We start from the raw sequence: 22,184 nt of genomic DNA on the forward strand, positions 1-22,184 counted from the left end.
ATAGCGAGAATGAAATCATCCACCTCGATAACAATGAGGAACCCAGTTGTCATATTCGATCATGCCAGTGGGTCAGCGGAGAGAACATCCCTTGTCTGGGCCGGTGTCGACACGGCTATATAGTGTTGGATACTCTCCCTACTTTTCTAAGACGAATCTTGAGCGACAACATGCTCTCTTGTGTTAAGCACCATCTCTCTTTTAACACTTGTCGTATGAGCGACTGTCCAGAGTTGCTCAATGTACATTCACTTACTCTCGCACTTTGCTGAATAAACACCTCATCTTTACAATGTCGCTTCAGCTCTTCCAGTTCCAGTGAGCTCAATTCGCTCAAGTCGGGTACTATTACCGCATCCAAAGCGGGATGAGAAAAGCCCATCTGAACGCCGGCCGGGTCAAAATCAAAGAAACCAATTCGCTCCACAGAGGACGGCAACGATGCCAGCCACGCATTGACCCGGAACGCGCTTTCGTTGTGCCCCCGATAGATAAACAAGGGATTTTGCACCCCTAGCTCTTTCAGGCCGATATCATGCCAGTGGCGCATAGCAGCGCCGTTTTCAATAACAATGACATGCGACAAGCCCCTCAATGTCAGCTCCTCCGGCCGGACCGAGAGTAGGGTACCCGGTGGGGTCAGGGCCGTTCCTGTGGATAGTTCAATCGGAAGACTATCGCCAGTGGCGACTTGAATCAGGCTTCCGAACACCGACTGGCCGGAGAGCTTTTCATCAAGCCCCTGGGCGGCCAAGTCCATTCGGTCGCCGGTCATGTCGCTGCTCACTGGATCAGAACCGGTTAGGGCGATACACTGCTGCCGCAATGCCTGCTTTTCCTCCATACTGACACAGTACTCTTTGCCTTCAATACGTCCCAGCCCCCACTGATCAATAACGGTACGCCAGCACTGATTGACTGGGGCCCGGAAGCCTCTCTCTCGCAAAAACCGCTGAATAGTTTGAAGTTGCCGTCGATTAAGGCCCATAGGCGATCCCGATGTCTTCTACGATGTGGTTCCCAGAGTAGTGAGGTTCGGCATGTTCCACAAAATGAATTCGGTACCTGACGCGCTCAGCTTCTGGCAGTGCCTGAACGACGTTAACCACCGTCGAAAGCCAGAGCGAAGCGTCGCAGTCAACCTTAAGAGGCTTTCGAATGTCGGTGACAGATAGCAGCCGAGCATTGTTTTTCTTCTTGAGGGCTTCTACAAACGCGCGGGCTTTGCGGACGACAGGATGCTCCGGATCCAATTCGGTGGTACCGTGGCGAGCATCACTGACCGGCTGCCCCTGCGGAAGATCCTCACCGGGTAGCCTTTGCGCCTTGCGCAACGCGGCCTGGGCAATCGCAGCAAAGCTATCCTCAGCATTGACTCCGTAGACATCGGCTGGCATTGCCCCGATATTGTGGCTTAACGCCTGGCCCGGTGGACGCATCACGGGCTTGGAGAGACTCAACCTTGGAGGTAAAGGACCGACCAGGGTCGGGGCCTCAGGGAGAAAATCCGGCTGATGGCTGAAGTGCACTTCGAACGCCCGTATCAGCTGGCCGAGCTCGCTGTCAGCGCGTAACCGAACCAACAGCTCGCTGAGACGGTAAAGCGTAGCCACCACCTCTTCGCGCACCCGCGAGAGTGATTTGGCAAAACCGGCAACGAACAGATGGCGGGTGTGTCTGGGCAATCTTGATTGATCCACTACCGAGTAGACGTCCAGGCCCCGGAGGCTGTCATTGAGTCGTTGCGCCATAGCCAGTGCCCGCTCATTCTCTTTGACCCGGAGCTTGGGATCCCGCGTATGAGCATAGCCGTGCTCGATATAGTCGGAGAACCGGCGCAGACTTTCTTCAATATCATGATCGAGCTCATAGAGAGTCTCCGCGACGTCTTCGCAAAGACGATTGGCGTCCTGAATCTGACCCCGAGCCAGTACTTCGTCGTGTTCGCTGACACGCTCTTGAATAGAGCGCCATAGTTTGTCTACATTGCCATCAGCCAAGCGTCGGTATCGGTTTTGCTGTGCATTCGCCAGCAAATTGACCACTGAGCGGGTGAGGGTGATGGCTTCGGTGTCCCCCATTTGCCAGACTAGGTGATGCTTTTTCAGGGCCCGAATCGCTGCCTCGGTTTCCTCTGACTCCGGAATGGTGCCTCCATGATGCAGCACCGCCTCGCGAATCAGCTTTCGATGGGAATACAAAGCCTGAATTACGCCGAGGATCTCATCCGCCATGATCGAACTCTCCTTCGACCGGTGCCGTGCCTTCGGGTATTTCAATGCCTTCGTTTTCCTGAATGAATGTCAGAAGGTCATAAAATAGAGAAAACCGGGCGGTTGCCCTGTAAATAAGCTTCGAATGGCTCAACTCGACCAAATAGCCCATTTCCACCAGGCGGCTGAGAATCCGGCTGATCTGGCCATCAGGGGTCTTGTTATCGTTCAGAAACATTCGCAGCCGGCACAGCTCGTCCAGGCGACGCTGCATTTCGGCGGACTCCTCGATAGCTTGAAGAAGCTCCGATTTACGCAGGGTTGCCCCCGCCTTAATGGGCTCTCCCCGAGGATCAGCACGCTGGGCCAGGGTCAGCCAGGCCACCAGTGGGCGGATCTGTCCACCGGTTTCCTCGAACATCGCTCGGCAGTCTTGCTTGGCCCGAGTGCTCTGGGCGTCCGCGTGCGTTAGAACAACCCCAGCTCGGTCGTTGGTCCACCTCAGACGGCGGTTCATACGCACCAAAAAATCGGAAACCAGGCGAAAATTGTCCTCATTGGCCAGATATTTGTACTCAACCTCATTGGTGTGCCGGCAAACTAACGCGGTACCGAGCAGCTGCTCCGTCACTCGGGCGAATAGCATGGTATCGGACATCAGGCGTTTTCCTCCTCGGGTAGGGCACTTAGTACATCGTCGATCTCCTCGTCGGAGATCTCAGAGTTTCCAGTGAACTCGCGTACCCCTGTTGTACGATCGAGCAAGTATCGGTGCTCAAAGTGCTGCAGTAGGTTGAAATCGGTACTGGGAAAAGCAGAGAGCATCCAAATGTTATTGTGATTGAGCATGGTAAACAGGCTTGAGACGTTCATTGGGTCCAAACTGGCAAGCTCATCAATCGGCCAAGTCAGCTGAATTTCATGGTTGGGACATAAGTACCTCGACAACCCCACAAAGATGACGATCAGTGCCAAATAGCTCAATCCGTTGCTGCTAGAGTCCTCAAACGACTCGTCACTGGTGACCTCGGTGGGCCGACCGCTCTCGGTCATTTTGATTTTCATGTCTACCAGCGACTCAATCTTCGTTTGTACCGTTTCCGGATCAATCAACACAATGACGGACTCTAAAGCTTCCTCGAGCGACTCCGGAGGCAGCTCATTGCTCATGATGGAATGCCAGCCACTGAATTCCTCCACAAAAAGCTTGAGCTGCTCCCATCCATCAATGGCCGTGTGTATCCGCGATTCGAGCACCAACTCAATATTGCTGAGCGAGCCGATACGTTGATCGGTGTTGATCTTTTGCTTGAGCTGCCGGCTAACCCGAGAGACTTCTTTGGCGAGACTATCCAGCTTCTGGTAAAAGTCGACGTAGGTACTTCCCACTGCTTTGACGGTCTCAATCTGGGCAGCTCGAATCTGGGGGATGGATCGATTCAGCAGGGTTTCCAGATCCTCAGGCAACTGTAAAAGAAAGGCGTCTGAGTACTCTTCGTAGCCTGAACTATCTTTTCGGGCCTCGACGAGCAGCTTCCAGGCCTCGTATACCCGGCTTTCAGGTGTCGTGTAGATCGACTCTTTGGCTTGACGAACGGAATCGATTACCTGGGATTTGACCTGCTGTTGCTCTGAAAGCAGGCTCTGAAGGTTCTGGCAAAGGTACTCCAGAGTACCTTCGGCGGCTTCACCAGGAGGTGCTTCGCCCACTTGGGTCAGGAGTGTGGTGGCGGTGCCAAGCAACTCATTTTCAGCTCGTAGCTGGCCTTCCGTGCTTTTAAGTCGATCATCGAACGCGTTCATTTCCCGGCGGTGATCCCTATGCATCTGCTCCAGTTCGCGCTGCATCTGTACCAGTGTTTCCGTCAGGACGTTCTGCTCCTCACGTTGCTTTGGAACTTCGGCCCACGTTCGAGAGAGCCAGTGGTTGTAGGTGTAAAGATCCTCGCGATAGCTCTGAACCTCACGCACTTTGGCCGCAGCCTCGTCCCACCGTTGCTTGGCGCGTGAGAGGGCTGCTTCATCCACATCCTGATCGGCCATCTTCTGCTTGTAGGTCAGCTGAATTTCGTCACTTTGCTCTATTGCGTCCAACTGAACGGCTTCAATAGACGACTCCCGACTGCGGATTTTGTCTTCTAGGTCCCCAGTTTCCTCCGATCGGACCGCCAAGGCATCGTTAATGGCTTTGTCGCGTTGAGCGATAGCGCTTTTCAGTGCTTGCTCAAAGTCCCTCTTTGCTGCGTCCAGCTCTGCTTGCTGAGCTTTACGATCGTCTTTAATATCCTGACGGCGCTGTTGGAGGTTGTCCTTATGACGTGACTGAAGTCCTTTGAGGTAGTGCGTAGCCTCTCGGCGTGCATTGGCGGCCGCTCGACGCTGGTGGTCGACTTCTCCCTGCGACAACTCCGCTTGGCGATGAGCCTCAACGGCTTCTTGGAGCTGTTCCTCAGCGCTTTTACGGGCATCTTCGGCGTTCCTTTGATAGGCCTGAGCGATATCCAATCGTTCTTGTAGGGCTTCAATGCCCTGCGCAACATCGGACTTGTCGATTTTATCCAAGTCCAGTATCAGCCCGTAGAAGCTGGCGTCTACTTGCGTCTCCACAAAATCCGGTACCAGGTCTTTGCGCTCAAGCAGCTCGGGCTGAATCAGACGACCAATCGTCTCCGTCCAGTCTGGTACGTTATTACGCAGCTCGCGCAACAGGGATTTTTCAGGAGGGTGACAAAGCCGCTCCAGCTCTTCCACTTTACGCTTTGCAGAGGCCAATTGACGGTCACGCTTTCTGAGGGCCTCCGCACGGGAGGTACGCAGAGATTTGGCCGCATCCATGTCTATCTTGGCGCGCTCAAGATCAGTTTCCAGTCGCTCAATGTTGCTGTCGATGTCGCTGATGTGCTCACTGGCGGAGGCCTCTTCAAGCATTTCCGCTTCGGTGGGCACCAGACTCTGCTCCAGGGTTTCCAGGCGAGCGATCTTCTGTATCAAAGGGGTGCGCTTGTCCTCCCAAGCGGCGCGTAGGGTCTCTTCCCTCCGGGAGTACTCTCTTCGAACCTCATTAGAGTACGTTTCGTAGCGGTCTTTACACCTGTCGATCTCCACTTTCAGGTCGTCAATCCGTTCGCGATGCTTTTGAATATTCTCTAGGCGGTTACTTTCAATCGCATTGAGCCGTCGGTCCCGGTCTTCGATAAGGCCCTTTTGGTTGTCAAGCAGGGCCTTGTAATGGCTTTGTGCTTGCTGCTCGCGTTCGCAGTAGCTATCGAGCTGCGCGAACTCTTCCTTCTTTGTACCCATGTCAGCCTCAAGCCAATTCTCATACTCGGCATCGGCTTTGGCGATATCTTTGGTAAGAGACTTCAGGCGGTGCTGGCAGTCGGAGGCCTTCTGGGAGAGAGCATCACGCTCTGTCTCGTAGGTCGCCTGAACCTGCTCTTTCTGTGCCCTGAGTGATAGTAGGTGGTCTTCATCAGCGGCGATCTGGGAGGCGAGGTCATTTCGTCCGGAGACAATGCCACGGACATGCCGGAGGATGATGTTCTGCAGCGACAGTCGCTCGCGGTGCTGGACAATGGCCTTTCGGATAATGGGTTCGTGAACAGCGAAGCTTCTCAGGCTCCGGAGGTTGGCACTTAACTTGGTGTTTCCTTTGTGTTTAGGCACTTTCGGGGGCTCATAGCTGAATTGCGTCTCCACCACCATTTGCTTTAAGCGCTCAAACATCTGGGAGCGCTTAATCAAGGTGTAGGACAGCTCTCCCATGAGCCGCATGTCAGACCCCCGCACGCCCAAGCAATACTTTTGAGCAAGGTAATGCAGGTTACGCCCGGACTGGTTGCGGCGCCGGTGCCGAGGGACGTTGTTCTGGATGATCGCCGCATAGTCGGAAATGGTCGTCACCTGAGAGCTGACCGCATCCTTATCAACCTGCTGTTTTATCAGGTGTGTGAAAATGTCAGTCGCCGCCTTACCCTCTTTAAGCAAGGCGCCAGTACTCTCATTGAAAAAGACATCCCGGCTATGCCCCTTTAGAAACCGGTAGACCAGGCCGCTGTTGTTTCGGTACACCGCGACACAGTACTCGCCATCCTCTCGCTGATAATCATAGATGAGCAAGCTCGAGGCGGTTGGTAGTACATGCTCTTGGAAAGGCTTTTTGTCTGTTGCCCTCGCGTCAAATCGACTCGGCCTACACCCGTAAAACAGTGCCAGAACCCGCAACATGGTGGTCTTTCCAGCGGCGTTTGTCCCTGAGCAGTTCGTGTGGCCATCAGTCTTGATGGAGACCGTCAGGTTCGAGTAGTAGGAATTGTGGAGGGTGATATTAGTCAATCCATACCGATTCATAGCGATCCCGCACTTTGTTGGTCGTTTCCTGAGGTGAAGGGTAGGGTTCCTTTGGGTAACCATAACCATTTAAGTTTTTACGAACGGGGGGTTACTAAAAGGTAGCGACTAACGATTATATGTAACCTCGCTCTAAGCCCAGTTCGAGTCTAGACCACTACTAATATGCGGACAAGGAGGTCCTTGAGGCATATTTACTGCGCATGATCAGTGCAGTCGAACCGTGTTCCCATTTACCGATGACACGGTAAAAGTATACGTAAATCAGATATTCTGATCTGGTCAGATTTTGACCCATATCAGTAGTGCATTTAATTTGTCTGCGAAATAGGGCACAATTTATCCAATATGTCATTCTTTTATTTAAAGAGGGAGTATAATTTCCATATAAATCAACACGTTATGACGCTTATCTCCGAAGCGAAACCTACTTATCGGAGGCCAAGTTGCAAAATGGTCCTACTGGGGCGGGGGACTTGCACACATTTGAAGGCAGGCTCGGCCAGAAGGCGTCTTGATCTCGAGGACTGTTTTGAGTAATAGCTGCTTCTCCAATGAAAGGCTCCAGGCTTTCGGGGAGGGGAAACGCATAGTATGCATGGACGGATTCGATTTATCGGAAATGCTTAGAAGAACGATCTCTGTACAGGATGTATTGGAAGCAAAAGTATGGCGAGCGGCAGAAACTGGACGGCCCTTTATCCCGGTTCGTGAGCTTTTCATTTAACCTGGACTAAATTAACTTGCGTCCAACTCCTCTGAGTCGTGCGCTCTTTTTCTCGTTTCGCCTTAAAAAGTGTGCGCCGAAATACTAGCTTGGTTCGTCCGTTTTCGACCCCAAGCGGACATTAGGATAGATATTTTTCCTCTTAGTAGATTTTACTAAATTGGGCTTAAACGCCATTTCGACCCTTTTCTGCGAACCTTATGTAAGGAAGTCAATTATGCGCTTAAAATCAGTTAAGCTAACCAATTTTAGAGGGTATCGAGATACGACAGTTATACCTATCGATGGATCCATGACTGGTATTGTTGGCCGTAATGACTTTGGTAAATCTACCATACTGGAAGCTTTGGCAATATTCTTTGAGGCTGATGGTGCTAAGGCGGACAAAAATGACATAAACTGCTTCCGGTTAGAAGCAGGTGAAAGTAACTTTGAGATTACCTGTGTATTTGATGAACTTCCAGATAGTCTCATTTTGGATGAAAATGTCCAGACAACGTTGGCGGATGAACTACTTCTAAATTCAGAGGGTTGCGTCGAGGTTGTAAAGGTTTTCAAAGCAACCACAACCGGTAAGCCTGATAAAACCTACATTCGGTGCCAGCACCCTGTCGACAAAGATTTACATAACATGCTTGGTCTGAAAATAAATGATTTAAAGAAGCTTGGTAAAGATCGCGGCATTGAGGAAGTCGTCGCCGACAAACGAGTGGCTTCTTTCTGGCGTAAGGCTATTCGAGATGGCTCTCAACCATTAGAGCTAGCTGAAACATTACTGGACGTCGACAAGGGGCTGTCAACAGAAGGAAAATCAGTTTGGACTAAAATTCAAGATCAACTTCCGACATTTGCCCTGTTTAAGGCTGATCGCGAAAGCAGTGATGGCGATTCTGAAGCTAAAAACCCTCTACAGCAGGCAGTGAAGGACGCTCAAGCTACGTTACAAGAACAGATTTCTTCCCTTGAAGAACAAATAGAACAGAGCGTGCTAGATGTGGCCGATCGCACACTGGAGAAATTACGAGAGATGGCTCCAGAACTAGCGAAGGAGCTAAAGCCCCGATTTAAAGATAAGCCAAAATGGACATTTAATTTTACATTAGATGGTGAAGACGGCATTCCTATTAATAAACGAGGTAGCGGAGTGCGCCGTTTAATTCTATTGAATTTTTTTCGTGCTGAGGCTGAAAAGACCGTTGTGGGATCAAATCGAAACGTCATTTACGCAATTGAGGAACCAGAAACCTCTCAGCACCCCAACTACCAGATTATGCTGATGAAGGCTTTACTGGAGTTAGCCAATCAAGACAATCGACAGATTCTGGTGACCACTCATGTACCTGCCTTAGCCGGTTTGATTCCAATTGAAGGCATTCGTTATGTCACTAGGGGGCCGGAAGGCTCCCCAATAGTTAAAATGCCAAGTGATACGGTGCTAAAAGAGGCTGCCGAAAGCCTCGGCGTATTACCTGAGACCGGTATGGAGCGCGCCAGAGGGGTTGTATTGGTAGAGGGAAAGTCAGATGTAACCTTCCTGCGTCATACAACCACAACTCTGAAAGATGCAGGTCATATCGCAGCCAGCTTAGATGACGCTGGGATAGTTCCCCTTCAAACAGGAGGTAGCGGAAATGTCAAACACTGGGTGACGCATAAATTGGCTGATGATCTGGGATTACCGTGGTGCGTGTTTCTTGATTCAGATGTTGGCGGTAGCCCGGAGCAGGCCAAGTCTATTCAAAAACGTAAAGCCGAGGTAGAAGCACAAGGTAGGGCGTTCTATTCCACACGTAAGCGTGAAATAGAAAATTACCTATGCAAAGATTTGATTAAGGATGAATCTGGAGCAGAGGTGACCTTCACCGATACATGTGACGCCAAGAAAATTATTGGAAATGCGGTAGGGATGAAACCTGACGATGTTATTGAGCGTTTTTGGCCTTCCATGTGTGCCATTAAAATTATTGAGCAATCAACGTACGAGGATAGCGGAGTTACGAGATCGGAGTTAGTTGAATTATCGGAAAGAATAACTGCGTTGGTCGATTAGCTAGATTAAGATTCTTTTAGTAAGGGCAGAAGGCCCCGCTATGAATCGAGAATATTGTCTTGATTCATAGCTCGCCGATTATCTGAGATTTTTGATCGACAAACACTGCATTGAGCAGTATAGAAAGGTTCAATCGCTCGAGCTTTTTGAGTTATTTACTCAGGAAGATGGTGACTTCTACTACGCATCAATCGCAACGTCCTTCAAGCATATACTCAACGTCAGCTCGCTGGCATTGGCGGGTGAGAAGGTTCTCCATAAATTCCAGGAGTCTATGCTCTCGGCACCGGTCTGAGATTGATCAATTGAGAGGGACCTAAAAAAATGATAAGCGTGTGGGACCAAAATATGAATGGCTTTTTAATGAGTTCGCTGCACGCATCCCTGAAGTCGAGCCCGCTTACCCATGTGAGGATGACGAGAGGTAAATTTTGGCCCCATCAAGGTAGCCAAGGATCGATACTTGAAGACGAGCGGTATACATTGGTCATTGCTATTCTCCTATAATAGTGTTTTCAGTATCGAGTATAGTGTTGGCGCGCTAACCCTCGTGTGCCGATTAATGGCACCTACGCCGTTTTCGACCCAAAGGGAACATAGTTAAATAAACTGCCCCAATGATTTTTCAATCATTAAGACTAATTTAGGAAATTATCTATAAGGTGGAAGTGGCCCTAGTGGCTTAATTATAAGTATCAATAGCTGAATAAGAAAAGAAAAAATGATAGAGGGGTTTTAATGGTCGATTTACAATCAAAACTATGTAGAGACGTGGGGCAATATCTGTCTGCTTTTAAGTATAAAGAAACAGTGGCTATTGCAGCAGGTCTACTAACACTTCCAAAGCTTTCAGCAAATTCAATTAGGTGTGAGACTCTTGTCCACCTTGCAGTTGCTTATTCGAGAGGAGGTAAGCAACCTAACAGAACAACTTTTAAAACAGTTCTTAATGATTTAATGGGCAACACTCAAGTTGCAATGATTGAAGACCCCCAAGAGGATGTTTTTGTTTCAAACATCTTAACGGAGCATGGAGATCTTAGGGTTTTTAATGCTCTCTGGGAAGCTAATGACTATTTTATTCAATCCTTGGTAGATATAATAAGTCGGTATCAGCTTCCTGGAAGCCTCCAGAAAATAAAGGAAAGCTGTATATCTTTGCTCAAATTAAGTGAGGAGGTTGCTTCACGGTCAGGCTTAAGCCGAAATTCCAGTGAAGATTCACGGGATAAAGAGAATATCAACGTCCCTAGGTCAGATGAATACGGTTCGTTGTCAAAGCGAGTAACTTTCACTCGTGATGAAATGACGAATCTGGGTGTTACGGCTGAATCAATTGAGCCATTTATCATATCAAACGAAGAAATGTTTGATCTAAAGCAATCGACAGTTGGAAATTCAATTTTAGAAAGAAAGCCCATCGTTGAAATTGACGGTAGTTATATCCTTTCAATTCCAAGTGCAGTAGGAATTTCTGTCAGACATTACTTTATATCTGGTTGTAAAGTAAATGGTAGCTTAGGCACTTTTTCGCAACTATTGGCGAACCACCAAGCAAAACAATTAACAGATGAAATTCTTCGTGAGTTCAAAGGCAAGTTCGAATCGATAAATCCAGATCTGTCTACTATCGAAAACATGCCTTCAATGCATTCACTTTTACTAAAGGATGATTCAGGTAATTATCTTCATGCAGTAATTCTACATGATGAAATTAATGAAATAATTGATAACGGAATGAGTAGTTACCACACCCCATCGGAAGATAATGTTGTGGCTCTTAGTAAATTTTTTCATGACATCGCTGAATACTGTAAATCACAGGATAATTTTGTATCAGGCTTATCACTTACTACACATGGCGGTCTTGGTAGAGGTTATAACTTTGGGCTCGAAAAATGGCCGGATGACTGGGGTTTTTCTGCATTAAGTTTAAATGACCTTTTCCTCATTAGCAACTCTAAAAGTAAGCCCTTGGAAGAGTTCTTCCAATGTATAAATCAGAAACAATGGATGGAAAATGAGGGGGTCAAGTTACATAACGTAAATGGAGATTTTAATTATTTTGGTTTTTGGCGGGAAGCTGACTTTAAGTGTGTTCCTGACGAAATTCCAGTTTCAGAAAGTGGGTTTATAAGCTTATACACGGATTTTGTGTTTTCACTCAGGAGAGACCTTCGAATAGAGGGGGACAGACATAGCGTAAAATATATTGATGGAACCTGGAAGAGGGTTGAACGGTTAACACGAGACTCTTTTTATGTGGGGATGAAGAATAAGCCAATATATGCTTCTGTTGATGACTTGATTAATGGATTTCTGAATGGGCTTGTTGAATCAGAATTTGTTAATCTTTGGTTTGGAGCTGACTTTTCATATGAAACTTCAGATCGACCAACAATATATGAGTGGTGGTCTGGTTTTATTGGGGCGGCGGAAGAAGCTCTTAGCTATATATCTTCACGTGTAAGCTTTGAGGACCGCCATTCATTGCAGATAATTATTGATTTTTCGGGATTGGTTTCAAGAGATCAAATTGATTTGGAGTCGAAAGATGAAAGAGGTGCCAACATTTATTGGAGTGGTGATGTCTGCAGGATACAGATTGAGCCAAATTTCATGGCTAATTTTGCACAAGTTGAAAACACTGGTGAGAAGTTAGTACTCAATCTTATTCTATGCTCTTTGGAAAAATTTTTGGCAGAGAAAGGTAATGATATTAATGAGCATATGGACGATGCCATAGATTATGTTTTAGGTGATTCAGCTGTTCGTCTTGTTCATATATTTGTTTCATATGATTCCGCTGATTTTCTACTAAACGCAGTGTCTCGAAAACCACAATTTGTCGATAGAAGGAGAACAACATTTGAACTTATTCGCATAAGTAAGTTTTTAAAGTTATCCAACCAGGAGATTGAAGGGAAACGTAATTGTGGATCTGTCCTAAACAGGATTGTTGATGAAATATGGTTGAGAATTAAGTCTATTCTTTCTCAAGTGAACAGAATCTCCATATTAAATGAGACTGCTTCACTGATTAACTCTATTGAGCAAGATCGAGGACAATGGAAAAGAACAGCAAGAGCAGTGTTCGCTATTTATTCAAAGCATGACGATGTTATTCGGGTGGCTCGCGAGAGGGAGTCCGACCGGAGCTTGGCATCCTTATGCTTACGTTCATTAATGGAAATGTCGTTAAGTGAATGCCCTGATGAATCAGGGCTACCTGTAGATGAAGGCATTATTGGTGATTTGCTCTCTCTTACATCTATATTGGTTAATACAGCTTCCGATTCTGATGCAATTCACTGGGGGCTAGTGGCGCCAAAACTCATTTTTAATATGAATGGAACATATTTCATGCCCACAGAAGTGATGGAAGAGATGCTTTTGCCATATTTTTCAGGACACTTTAGGGGCCAATTTGTTGAGGCGATAGATGATTACGAAGAGCTATACAATGCCAAGATTGTCGAGAAAGCAGGGGTTAAAAAAGGTGTTTTTGGTGAAGATTTTGACAATGCCCTATTGGCTGAATATGGTCTTTTAGCCCATCATATTGTTGAGTGTTGGGCAGAAATTATCGATTTGCACGTTGAGACATCCCAGCCCGTTATCACAACGAGCTTGGAGGACTTAGTGAGTCGTATTGTAACAAATAGAAATTTGGAGGCGGATAGTGTGAGACGATTCTTCCAAGCATTCACATTATACCCAAGGAATGAATGGTCTGTGCCACCCGAAGGTTTCTCTTTTAGAGATATAGCACCCTGGAAATTTAAAAGAAGGTTAAGCTGCTTGGTTAAACCTGTTCTTCAGCTAAATGATGACGAGATTTTCCTAAGCCTTTCATTGATTCGCCTTGGGGTTGCTTATTTTCTTGATAGAGCAAAAGAGGGGGAGTTCAATACAGAGTTTTTTAATTCTACCGTTATGCGTAGCTATGTCGGCTCTATGATAGAACAAAGAGGATCGGATTTTACCGAGTTAGTTGCTTCTAAGCTTGGAAATGAGGGATGGCATGTCAAGAAAGAGGTTCTGATGACAACAGTGGGGGCCTCTCAAGAACTTGGTGATATTGATGTGTTGGCAATTAAAGATGGTGTGATGCTTATTTTTGAGTGTAAAAAGCTTCAAATGGCCAAGACAATCTCTGAAATTGCAGATGTGTGTAATAGGTTTAGAGGTGAGGAGAAAGATGAACTCAGGAAACACTTAAATCGTGTTAGTTGGTCTACTGATAATTTAGATGACCTTCTGCAGAGGATCAATTATAGGGAGGAGGTTTTATCTGTAAGAAATGCTCTTCTGACAAGCACTGAAATGCCTATGAAATATAAAAGAGATCTACCGATAGCGAGCGAAGATGTTATCTCGTTTAGAGAGCTTGAAGATTGGTTATCGACAGTGGAGTTACGGGGATAGCTTACTTAGTTCAATGGCCGCTTTTGGCCGAATGCGGAAGCTGGAGACACAGTCGAATGTAGGAAAGACGACCCGTAAGCCATCCGTGCACAGAACGCCGAGTCCAGGGCCTGACCCTAAACCCTGAGAGGCCGGCAAAAGGCGGTAGGGCAAGTGGATCGGGAATGGGCGCTGGGCGCTGGGCGCTTTCCAGCGACAAGTAGACACGCTGCTTCTAACAACTGATACGTAAACTGATACAAGATCGGGCTATTTTGCGCTACAAGACCATGTAACTTATTGTTACATAAGGTGTTTTTCCCATAATTGGATAATTTTAAACTGATAACGGGGCTGAAAGCGCTTCGGGTCTTTGCCACACGTTGTAAGTGCACCGCAAGGGCAACTTTAGAAGAAGTCAAAACGGCAAGAATCTCATCTAATTTTGAAAACAGGCATCTTGCCTTGAGCTGAAAAAGGGCTGGAAGCTAGTTGTAGCAAGGGCTTGCGCTTTTCAAATGGTGGTGAGACCGGATCTCAATCTCACATTGAAATGACAAAAGCGAATCGGGGACCTCAGATGTCTCCTCTAGGCATAATTTAACATAATATACATTATGCGAAGTCATGGCTTTGGGAGACATTTGACAGATTTTGCATTATCCACCATATTGGTAAGGCCACCTTCCCACCTTACCGTGAAGATGGTCGCTGTTCGGAGGAGTTTTCAAGGACGCCTTTCATGGTTTATAGCCATTACATTCAAATAATATAGACACGAGAACAGAGACTATGTCAGACATACAATCACAACTCCATTCCAAGAACCGTTTTTTCCATCCGGTATTCGTTATTGCCTGGTTATGCCTGGCACCGACGGCGTGGTCAAGCACCCTGTTGGTGGATTCCGCTTCTGAGATCCAGAATGCACTCCAGAACGCGTCGCCGGGCGATGAGATCGTCATAGCACCAGGTACATACGAAGGCAACACCTCCACCAGTGGTTATTCCGGGGCTCACTTCTTCGCCGATGCCAGCGGAACCGCTAGCAGTCGAATTGTCGTGCGAAGCGAAGATCCGGATAATCCCGCCGTACTCGAAGGCAGTTCCCTGTCCTCAAAAATCGTTCTCCACATCAAGGGCGACTACTGGGATTTCAAGAATCTCGCGGTGACTCATGCTCAGAAAGGCATCATTCTGGATGGCGCGAATTACAACCTTCTGGAGAGTGTTGAGGTGTTCGATACCCGGGACGAAGGCGTTCACTTTCGCGATGCCAGCTCGAATAATGTGATTCAGAACTCCTATATCCATGATACAGGCGCGCCCGGTCGCGAGGGTTATGGCGAGGGCATTTACGTTGGCACCGCATCCAGCCAGTGGGATAAATATGACGAAAACTGTCACGATAACGTCATCAGAAGCAACCGCATCGGCCCGGGTGTTGGTGGAGAACACATTGACATCAAGGAAGGAACCCTGCGAACCATTGTCGAATACAATACCTTTAATGGCACAGGCATTTCGGGAGAACATTATGCCGACAGCTTTATTGACGTAAAAGGCAATGACGCGATCATTCGATACAATACCGGCTATCGAAACGGGAATTCAGAGATAAATGATGCGTTCGATGTGTTCAGCATTGTTTCAGGCTGGGGCATCAACAACCAATTTTCCCAAAATATTGTTGATCTGGATGGTACGTCCGGTTATGTGGTAAATGTCAATTCCGGATCGGCCCAGGTAGCGGAAAATTACCGTGATGACGCCGGCACTAACCTCTACAGTGGGAACTACAGCAGCTACACGATTCCGGACCTTTATCTTAAGCCCAAAAGCGCCCAGTCCTACTGTGTCACCCCACAGAATGGTGATTTTTCGCAGAACAATACCATGGTCATCTATCAATGCGGCGCTTCGGATGACTTCAAGTGGCACCTGGTGAACGCCAAAGACGGTCACGTGAAAATAACCAATGCCGGTAACCCCACAAAGAATATCAAAGTCTATCAGGGGATACTCCAGAACAACGAAGACGCGGTTATTTATGAAGATCAGGATTATCACAGCCAAATCTGGGAACCGGTCTACGTTGATGCCTGGCAGGAGCACGTCGCTTTTCGTAACCGAAGTGACAGCAGCTTTTATCTGAAGGTCTACAACGGCGTGTTTTCCAACGATCAGAAACTCGTCATTTATGAATGGAATGACTGGGGATCACAGAAGTTCATAATGGATGAATACTGACGCGTATCAGTTTCTATCGTATTGATATAAGGGTTTGGGGAGGTGCCCCTCCTCCCCTGCCCGCTTCGGTTTATAACCATCCGCGTCGCTTGAAGAACCAGATCAGCCCTGTGGTGATTGCAATCATAATACCCCATACCATCGGGTAGCCGAAGTACCAACGCAACTCTGGCATCGCCCAAGGGCTGACCGGGTTCTCGAAATTCATGCCGTACACGCCCACCACGAACGTCAGGGGTATGAAGACGGTGGCAATGATCGTCAACACCCGCATGGTTTCATTGGTGCGCTGGCTGATACTGGAGAGGTAAATATCGAGCATACTGGTCGTCATCTCCCGAAAGCTCTCCAGCAGTTCGATGATCTGTACGCTGTGATCGTGGCAGTCTCGGAAATAGACCTGCGTGTTGGCATGAATTAACGGATCTTCGGCTCTCATCAGGCTAGTCAGTAGCTCTCGTTGTGGCCAAAGCACTCGGCGAAGTACCAGGAGTTCTCGCTTTAGGCCATGAATCTGGGCCAATGTTCGCTGGCTCGGATGCTCGAGCAGATCTGTTTCCAGGTCCTCTAATTGGTAGCCGAACTGCTCCAACACCGGAAACCCAGAATCGATAACCAGATCCAATAAGGCGTACAGCAGGTAATCGATGTCCCGGGATAGAAATCGCCGGTTATTGGGCAACCGCATGCGCTGGCGGACGGGTTCGAAGGGGTCTTCATCCAATGGACAAAGACAGAGTAGATAGTTTTTGCCGATGAACAGGCTGATCTGGACAATCTCCAGATCTTCGCCGCTGTAGAATGGCATCGCCGCAATCAGGAACAGCCGGTCGTCATAGAGCTCGAGTTTGGGACGTTGTCCGGTATTGAGCACGTCCTCCAGGGCGAGATCATGAAGATCAAAAAGCTCGCCCAGGTTTCTGAGTGTTTCCGGATCTACCTGGCCATTGACCTGAATCCAGGTTCTTGTCTCTCTGATCACATAGTCCCGGCAATCCGCGGCGTTTACCAGCCTGACTTCCTCCAGGTGATCCTCGGTGTAATCGATCAGGTGAAAGCTCGGCGGCTCTCTGGTCTCGCTCTTCGCAACCAGGGTTCCGGGCTCGGTGCCGGGGTCGTGATAGTGCTTGCTGAAATAAGCCATGACGGGTCCTTATGAGCCTTCCGTTCAGCCACTTGTAGGCAATTGAGCTACGCTTGAGCATAGCTCAATTGATGGAAGGTTTCACAGCCCATTCAAGCCAACACACCAGCAGCGTGCCTCGACGTATCCAGTCCAGATTGGTACCGGATGGGCTATTTCAGCTTCATGTCGTTCTCAACCGATGTCACCCCTTTCACTTCACGTGCAATACTGACGGCCCGGTTAATATCAGCCCGGGAGTTTACGAAGCCAGACAACTGCACCACGCCTTTAAAGGTTTCTACGTTTATTTCCGAGCTTTTCAATGTTGAATCATTGAAAATCGCCGCCTTTACCTTGGCAGTAATGACCGTGTCATCAATGTACTCTCCCGTGCCAGAACTGGTCTCGGTAGAGGCGCAACCTGCAAACATGGCCAACAGCATCGCCAATGCCAGTATCGGAATTTGTCGCATTATCTTTTCCATGCCGGTTTCTCCTGCTATTGCTAATGGCCAACACCTTGCGACCTATGACCCCTAAGAGTCAGTACCTCGGCAGTTGGCTGACCGGGCACACCGTCAGGCTATTGCACTGCCATCATAGAGTCTGTTCGATATCCCACATCCAGCACAGTTGGCATAGGAGACCTTACGGTCAACGCACGCTTCCGCATTTTATTTGCAAGCCCGGATTGACTTTACCTCCGGCCGCCCCCAATCTATCGATTAAACACACTTGGCGCAGCCCCATGTACCGACCCAACCCATCAAGACATCGCCGCAAGTCCGGAGCCTTCAGCGCTTTGTGGCTCACTTTGCTGGTGCTGTCAGTGGGATTGTTGGGCGCCGGGGCTGGTGGCGTTCAAACCTCGGACCACTCGCTGGGGGTCGGCTTTTCGGGCGCCTTTGACCCGGTGGTAGGCGCGCCGTCGTCCACGGTGCTCAATGCCCTTCCCAACGGAGAGCGCCAGTCGTCAGAAGGAACCGACGAAGGCGATCAAGCATTCGCCGCCAATAACGCATTTAATGGCACAGTCGCCGAGCTGTCGGCGCCCTCCTATGACTATCAATCACCGACGCCTCCCAGGCTGAAGCACCCGTTAAACCAGGCACCACGAGCGCCGCCACTCGTCTAATCCGTCCCAGTTTTCACTTCTTTTACGGATTAAACGAGGAATTCCCATGAAATCCCTGCAAACGCGTGCCATCGTGTATGGCCTGGTGATTCTGTTGGGCGTGCTGAGCGCCCTACCCAACCTACTTCCCAAATCCATCAGTGAGGCCTTGCCCTCCTGGTACACCACCAATCAACTCGCCCTCGGCCTGGATCTGCGCGGTGGTTCTCACTTGTTATTGAACGTTGATACGACGGATCTCGGCTTTGAGGCGCTGTCCAGTGCCGAGCGTGCGGTCGCCCTGGATGATGTCATTGAACGCAGTCTGGAGATGGTCCGGCGTCGCCTGGACGAGACCGGGCTGACTGATCCCACAGTCACCCGCCAGGGTGAAGACGGCATTCTGGTCCAGTTACCCGGTGTGGATGACCCGAGCCGAATTCGGACCCTGCTGGGCACGACCGCGAAGATGACCTTCCATTGGGCCGTCAACGATCAATCCGTAGGGCCTGTGCTGCAGTTGCAGGGCCCTGAGAATGAATCACTGTATCGCCTGGAAAAGCGGGTTGCCCTGCAAGGCGAGCACATCCGCGATGCACAGATGGCGTTCAATCCGGATACCGGGGAACCGATTGTCAACTTCAAGCTGGACAATGACGGCGCCCGTCGTTTTGGCGACATGACCCGGGACAACATCGGGCGGGCACTGGCGGTGGTTCTGGACGGTGAGGTCATTACCGCGCCGGTCATACGCTCCGTCATTGCCGGAGGAAGCGGGGAGATCAGCGGCGGGTTTACCACCACGGAAGCCAGCGATCTGGCCTTGCTGCTACGGGCCGGTGCCCTGCCCGCACCGCTGGACGTGGTGGAAGAGCGCACGGTGGGCCCGGAGCTGGGCAGTGATTCCATCGCCATGGGGGTCAGTGCCGGTTTACTGGGTACCTTGCTGGTGTTTGGTTTCATGTTGGTGGTTTATCGGCGCTGGGGCTTGATTGCCAGCGCCGCACTCGCGCTGAATATCGCCTTGATTTTTGGCGTGCTCAGCCTGTTTCGGGCGACGCTGACCTTGCCGGGAATCGCGGGCATTATCCTGAGCATTGGGATGGCGGTGGATGCCAATATTCTGATCAATGAACGCATTCGCGAGGAAGTCGCTCAGGGTGGTCGCGCCTGGAAGGCGTTGGATGCGGGGTTTGGCCGTGCCTGGGCAACCATTCTGGACTCGAACGTCACCACGCTGATTGCCATCAGTTTACTCTTTCTGTTCGGTAGCGGTCCGGTGCGGGGGTTTGCCGTCACCATGGCGGTTGGCCTGCTGACCTCTTTGTTTACAGCCATTGCCGTGGCCCGGGTGTTGATGGAGTGGCGGGTCAGGCGCCTCGGGCGGCGTGCGCTGGTGATACCCGGTCTGGCCTGGATGAGCAGGGCCGGACAAGCGCCGCTGAATATCATGAAAGCCCGTTTTGCCGGTATCGCCCTGTCGGCGGTACTGTCTCTGGTATCCATTGGGCTATTTGTGTCACCGGGGCTGACCTACGGTGTGGATTTTACCGGCGGCAGCGTGGTGGAGGTTCGCGCTCCGGCCCTGTCCGTCGAACAGTTGCGCGACCAGCTGACGGACCCGGCCCTCGCGGGTGCGGCGATTCAGGAGTTTGGTGAGGCGGGTGTGTTTCAGGTTCGCTTGCCCACCGAAACGGCTGATAACGTCGCTTCCGGCTCACTGGTGCAACACCTGAAAGCCGAGGTGTTGGCCGCCGACCCCGACGCGAGTTTTCCGCGGGTGGATATGGTGGGCCCCAAAGTCAGCGGAGACTTTACCGAGGCAACGATTCTCGCCGTTTTGATGGCCGGTGGCGGTATGCTGATGTACCTCTGGTTCCGGTTTGAATCACATTTCGCCCTGGCGGCGACCTTGACGCTGGCTTTGGATCTGGCGAAAACCGTTGGCTTTTTTGCGTTGACAGGCATTGAGTTTAATCTGACAGCGGTGGCCGCCCTGCTGGCGCTGATCGGCTATTCGGTGAACGATAAGGTGGTGGTGTTTGACCGCATTCGGGAAAACCTGCGCCTGGATCCAGATCGATCGTTGTGGACGCTGTTTAACGACAGCATCTCCGCGACATTGAGCCGCACCTTATTGACCTCAATCACCACTGTGCTGGCTATTGTTCCAATGGCGATTGCGGGTGGCGCCGCAGTACAGAGCTTCGCCTGGCCGATGCTGTTTGGCATCGTTGTGGGAACCAGCTCGTCTATCTTTATTGCCGCTCCGATCCTCTATTGGCTCAGCGAGCGTCGCACGGCAAAGGGGCTGGCTCAACTCAAGCCCACAGGAGAGGCGCTTCGGGCCGAGCTGGATGCCCTACCCTGATCAGAGCTCTCCGCTGACATCTACATCCGCCAGAAGGAATTGGTGGTTCAATAACCGGATCCCGAACGTTTTACAGCGTATGCCGCTGGTCGTATCCCGGTAGGCATTGGAGACCACCATGGATGCATTGCGCTGCTCCCCCAGGCCAATCAGCTGCGGAAAATAGGGCCGGTGGCTCCAGTTCTTGCCGATGAACTGGTCCAGGGTTTCCCCCGTGGCAATTTCAACATTTGGCGATACCTGATTACCTTCAGCATCACAAATATAATAGCGAACGACGCCCAGGCGATTCAGCTCAGCGAGGAGAGGGATCGGCAGTGGCTGAGTGTCAAGCAGTTGTCTCGCCACACTCTGAAGCTGGCGCCCTACCGCCTCCTGCTGGATCATCGCCTCGGAGTATGCGCGAGCTTTCCGGCTCAGATATCGGCTCTTCAGATGTTGTGTTTTGTTCACGGTGGCCGTCGGCTCCATCAACGACTCGCTCGCTTTGCCGTGAATCCAGCCCTGAATCAGGTCCGCGCCGCACTCCAGCGCAAATTGATACTCCTGTTCGGTTTCTATGCCCTCACAGATGACCTGACAGCCGATGCGCTTGGACATTTCGGTAATCGACAACGCAATATCCGCCTCGATACCACCGAGCACTGCCGCTTTCAACAAGCCCATGTCCAGCTTGATGACATCGGGGGTCAAGGCCGCAATGCGATCGACCTGGGAGGCGCCGGAACCAAAATCATCGATCGCAACGCGGATGCCCTGTTTTTGATACTCCCGGGTTAACCGACGCAGGTTATCAATATCGCCGGCACGCTCGGTGATTTCGACAATGACCCGGGCCGGATCGATCCCGGAAGATTCAATCAGCCCCAGGGTCGGAATCAGCTCGTTCTGATCCAGGCGGTCCACCCAGTGCGGACAGATGTTGAGTGCAAGAAAGCCTGCTTGAGGCTCGTGAGCGAATGTATTCAACGCTTTCTGGCGCAAGTCCCGATCGATTCTCAGCACGGCGCTCGGCGCATAGTGCCCGCTGGTAAACAGACCGGCTGCCGTGCGTAGCTGCCCGTCACTGGCCCGGATTCGGGCCAGTGATTCATAGCCTGCAACTCGTCCCGTACTGGTATCGACGATAGGCTGATAGCAGGGAATATAGCGGCCAGACGGTGACGGCAAAGACGTTACGGCCTGTGATGGCTGAGCGAACAGTTTGGTGATGGGGGGTGGGTTGGCCATTCTCAAGTCTCCGGTACAGCTGGCCCTGCGTCCCGAAATGCGGGGATTGCCTGGCATCCGTTTATCAAACGATTGGGTGATAAACTAGCAAGTTACGCGCCATCACGGGGCACAGTGCCAACTCCGGCGCTATGATCCCTTAACAACCATAAAATACGGGGCTGTGGGCACCGTTATCGCACCGGGGTGCCTCTTGGTGGTGCCCGCCATCAGGGTGGGCACCAATATAGGGCACACATGCAGAGACATTCCTACATCAATATTTGACAGTCAGACGCGCTCACACCTTAAACTACCACGAGACAACCCATAACCGCGTGTTATGCTTTCGTTTTCAGGCATTTAC

The 22,184-nt window shown here is 50.2% G+C and carries 12 protein-coding genes; 5 read left to right on the forward strand and 7 right to left on the reverse strand.

Annotated elements, in window-relative coordinates; all coding sequences use genetic code 11:
- Nucleotides 1-115: 115 nt before the first annotated feature.
- The 4 genes from EDC38_RS03780 to EDC38_RS03795 are packed head-to-tail and all read right to left on the reverse strand — an operon-like array spanning nt 116 to nt 6,563.
- Nucleotides 116-988, reverse strand: coding sequence for a DUF7281 domain-containing protein (locus EDC38_RS03780; protein WP_123637376.1), 873 nt, complete (start codon nt 986-988; stop codon nt 116-118).
- Nucleotides 978-2,234, reverse strand: coding sequence for a hypothetical protein (locus tag EDC38_RS03785; RefSeq protein WP_123637377.1), 1,257 nt, complete (start codon nt 2,232-2,234; stop codon nt 978-980). Before EDC38_RS03785 ends, EDC38_RS03780 begins: the two co-directional genes overlap by 11 nt.
- Complete coding sequence (locus EDC38_RS03790; RefSeq protein WP_123637378.1) at nt 2,224-2,871, reverse strand: hypothetical protein; 648 nt, start codon at nt 2,869-2,871, stop codon at nt 2,224-2,226. Before EDC38_RS03790 ends, EDC38_RS03785 begins: the two co-directional genes overlap by 11 nt.
- Nucleotides 2,871-6,563: an ATP-binding protein gene (locus tag EDC38_RS03795; protein ID WP_170162845.1), complete on the reverse strand. Its 3,693-nt coding sequence runs from the start codon at nt 6,561-6,563 to the stop codon at nt 2,871-2,873. The genes EDC38_RS03790 and EDC38_RS03795 overlap by 1 nt, the downstream gene beginning before the upstream one ends.
- Before the next feature lie 944 nt (nt 6,564-7,507).
- On the opposite strand from EDC38_RS03795, the gene EDC38_RS03800 reads away from it, so the two are divergent.
- The 3 genes from EDC38_RS03800 to EDC38_RS03810 all read left to right on the forward strand — a co-directional run bounded on the left by EDC38_RS03800 (nt 7,508) and on the right by EDC38_RS03810 (nt 15,997).
- On the forward strand, nt 7,508-9,340 hold the full coding sequence (locus tag EDC38_RS03800) for an AAA family ATPase (RefSeq protein ID WP_123637380.1): 1,833 nt from the start codon (nt 7,508-7,510) through the stop codon (nt 9,338-9,340).
- A gap of 738 nt (nt 9,341-10,078) precedes the next feature.
- Nucleotides 10,079-13,768 carry a hypothetical protein gene (locus EDC38_RS03805; protein ID WP_123637381.1) on the forward strand — a complete coding sequence of 1,230 codons (3,690 nt, stop codon included), beginning with the start codon at nt 10,079-10,081 and terminating at the stop codon, nt 13,766-13,768.
- A gap of 771 nt (nt 13,769-14,539) precedes the next feature.
- Nucleotides 14,540-15,997 (forward strand): right-handed parallel beta-helix repeat-containing protein, encoded by a 1,458-nt coding sequence (locus EDC38_RS03810; protein ID WP_123637382.1) that lies wholly within the window; start codon nt 14,540-14,542, stop codon nt 15,995-15,997.
- A 70-nt stretch (nt 15,998-16,067) separates the two neighbouring features.
- On the opposite strand, the gene corA is transcribed toward EDC38_RS03810, so the two are convergent.
- Together corA and EDC38_RS03820 are read right to left on the reverse strand one after the other, a co-directional pair.
- On the reverse strand, nt 16,068-17,141 hold the full coding sequence (corA, locus tag EDC38_RS03815) for a magnesium/cobalt transporter CorA (RefSeq protein ID WP_123637383.1): 1,074 nt from the start codon (nt 17,139-17,141) through the stop codon (nt 16,068-16,070).
- A gap of 152 nt (nt 17,142-17,293) precedes the next feature.
- Nucleotides 17,294-17,608: a BON domain-containing protein gene (locus EDC38_RS03820; protein ID WP_024460186.1), complete on the reverse strand. Its 315-nt coding sequence runs from the start codon at nt 17,606-17,608 to the stop codon at nt 17,294-17,296.
- Between the two features lie 263 nt (nt 17,609-17,871).
- On the opposite strand from EDC38_RS03820, the gene EDC38_RS03825 reads away from it, so the two are divergent.
- Entirely contained in the window at nt 17,872-18,258 is a 387-nt protein-coding gene (locus EDC38_RS03825) for a hypothetical protein (RefSeq protein ID WP_123637384.1), read from the forward strand.
- Nucleotides 18,259-18,304: 46 nt separating this feature from the next.
- Nucleotides 18,305-20,608, forward strand: coding sequence for a protein translocase subunit SecD (secD, locus tag EDC38_RS03830; protein ID WP_123637385.1), 2,304 nt, complete (start codon nt 18,305-18,307; stop codon nt 20,606-20,608).
- Here secD and EDC38_RS03835 read toward each other — a convergent pair whose 3' ends face one another.
- Complete coding sequence (locus EDC38_RS03835) at nt 20,609-21,838, reverse strand: EAL domain-containing protein (RefSeq protein WP_170162846.1); 1,230 nt, start codon at nt 21,836-21,838, stop codon at nt 20,609-20,611.
- Nucleotides 21,839-22,184 lie beyond the last annotated feature (346 nt).

The sequence above is a fragment of the Marinimicrobium koreense genome (assembly GCF_003762925.1).
Lineage (GTDB): Bacteria > Pseudomonadota > Gammaproteobacteria > Pseudomonadales > Cellvibrionaceae > Marinimicrobium > Marinimicrobium koreense.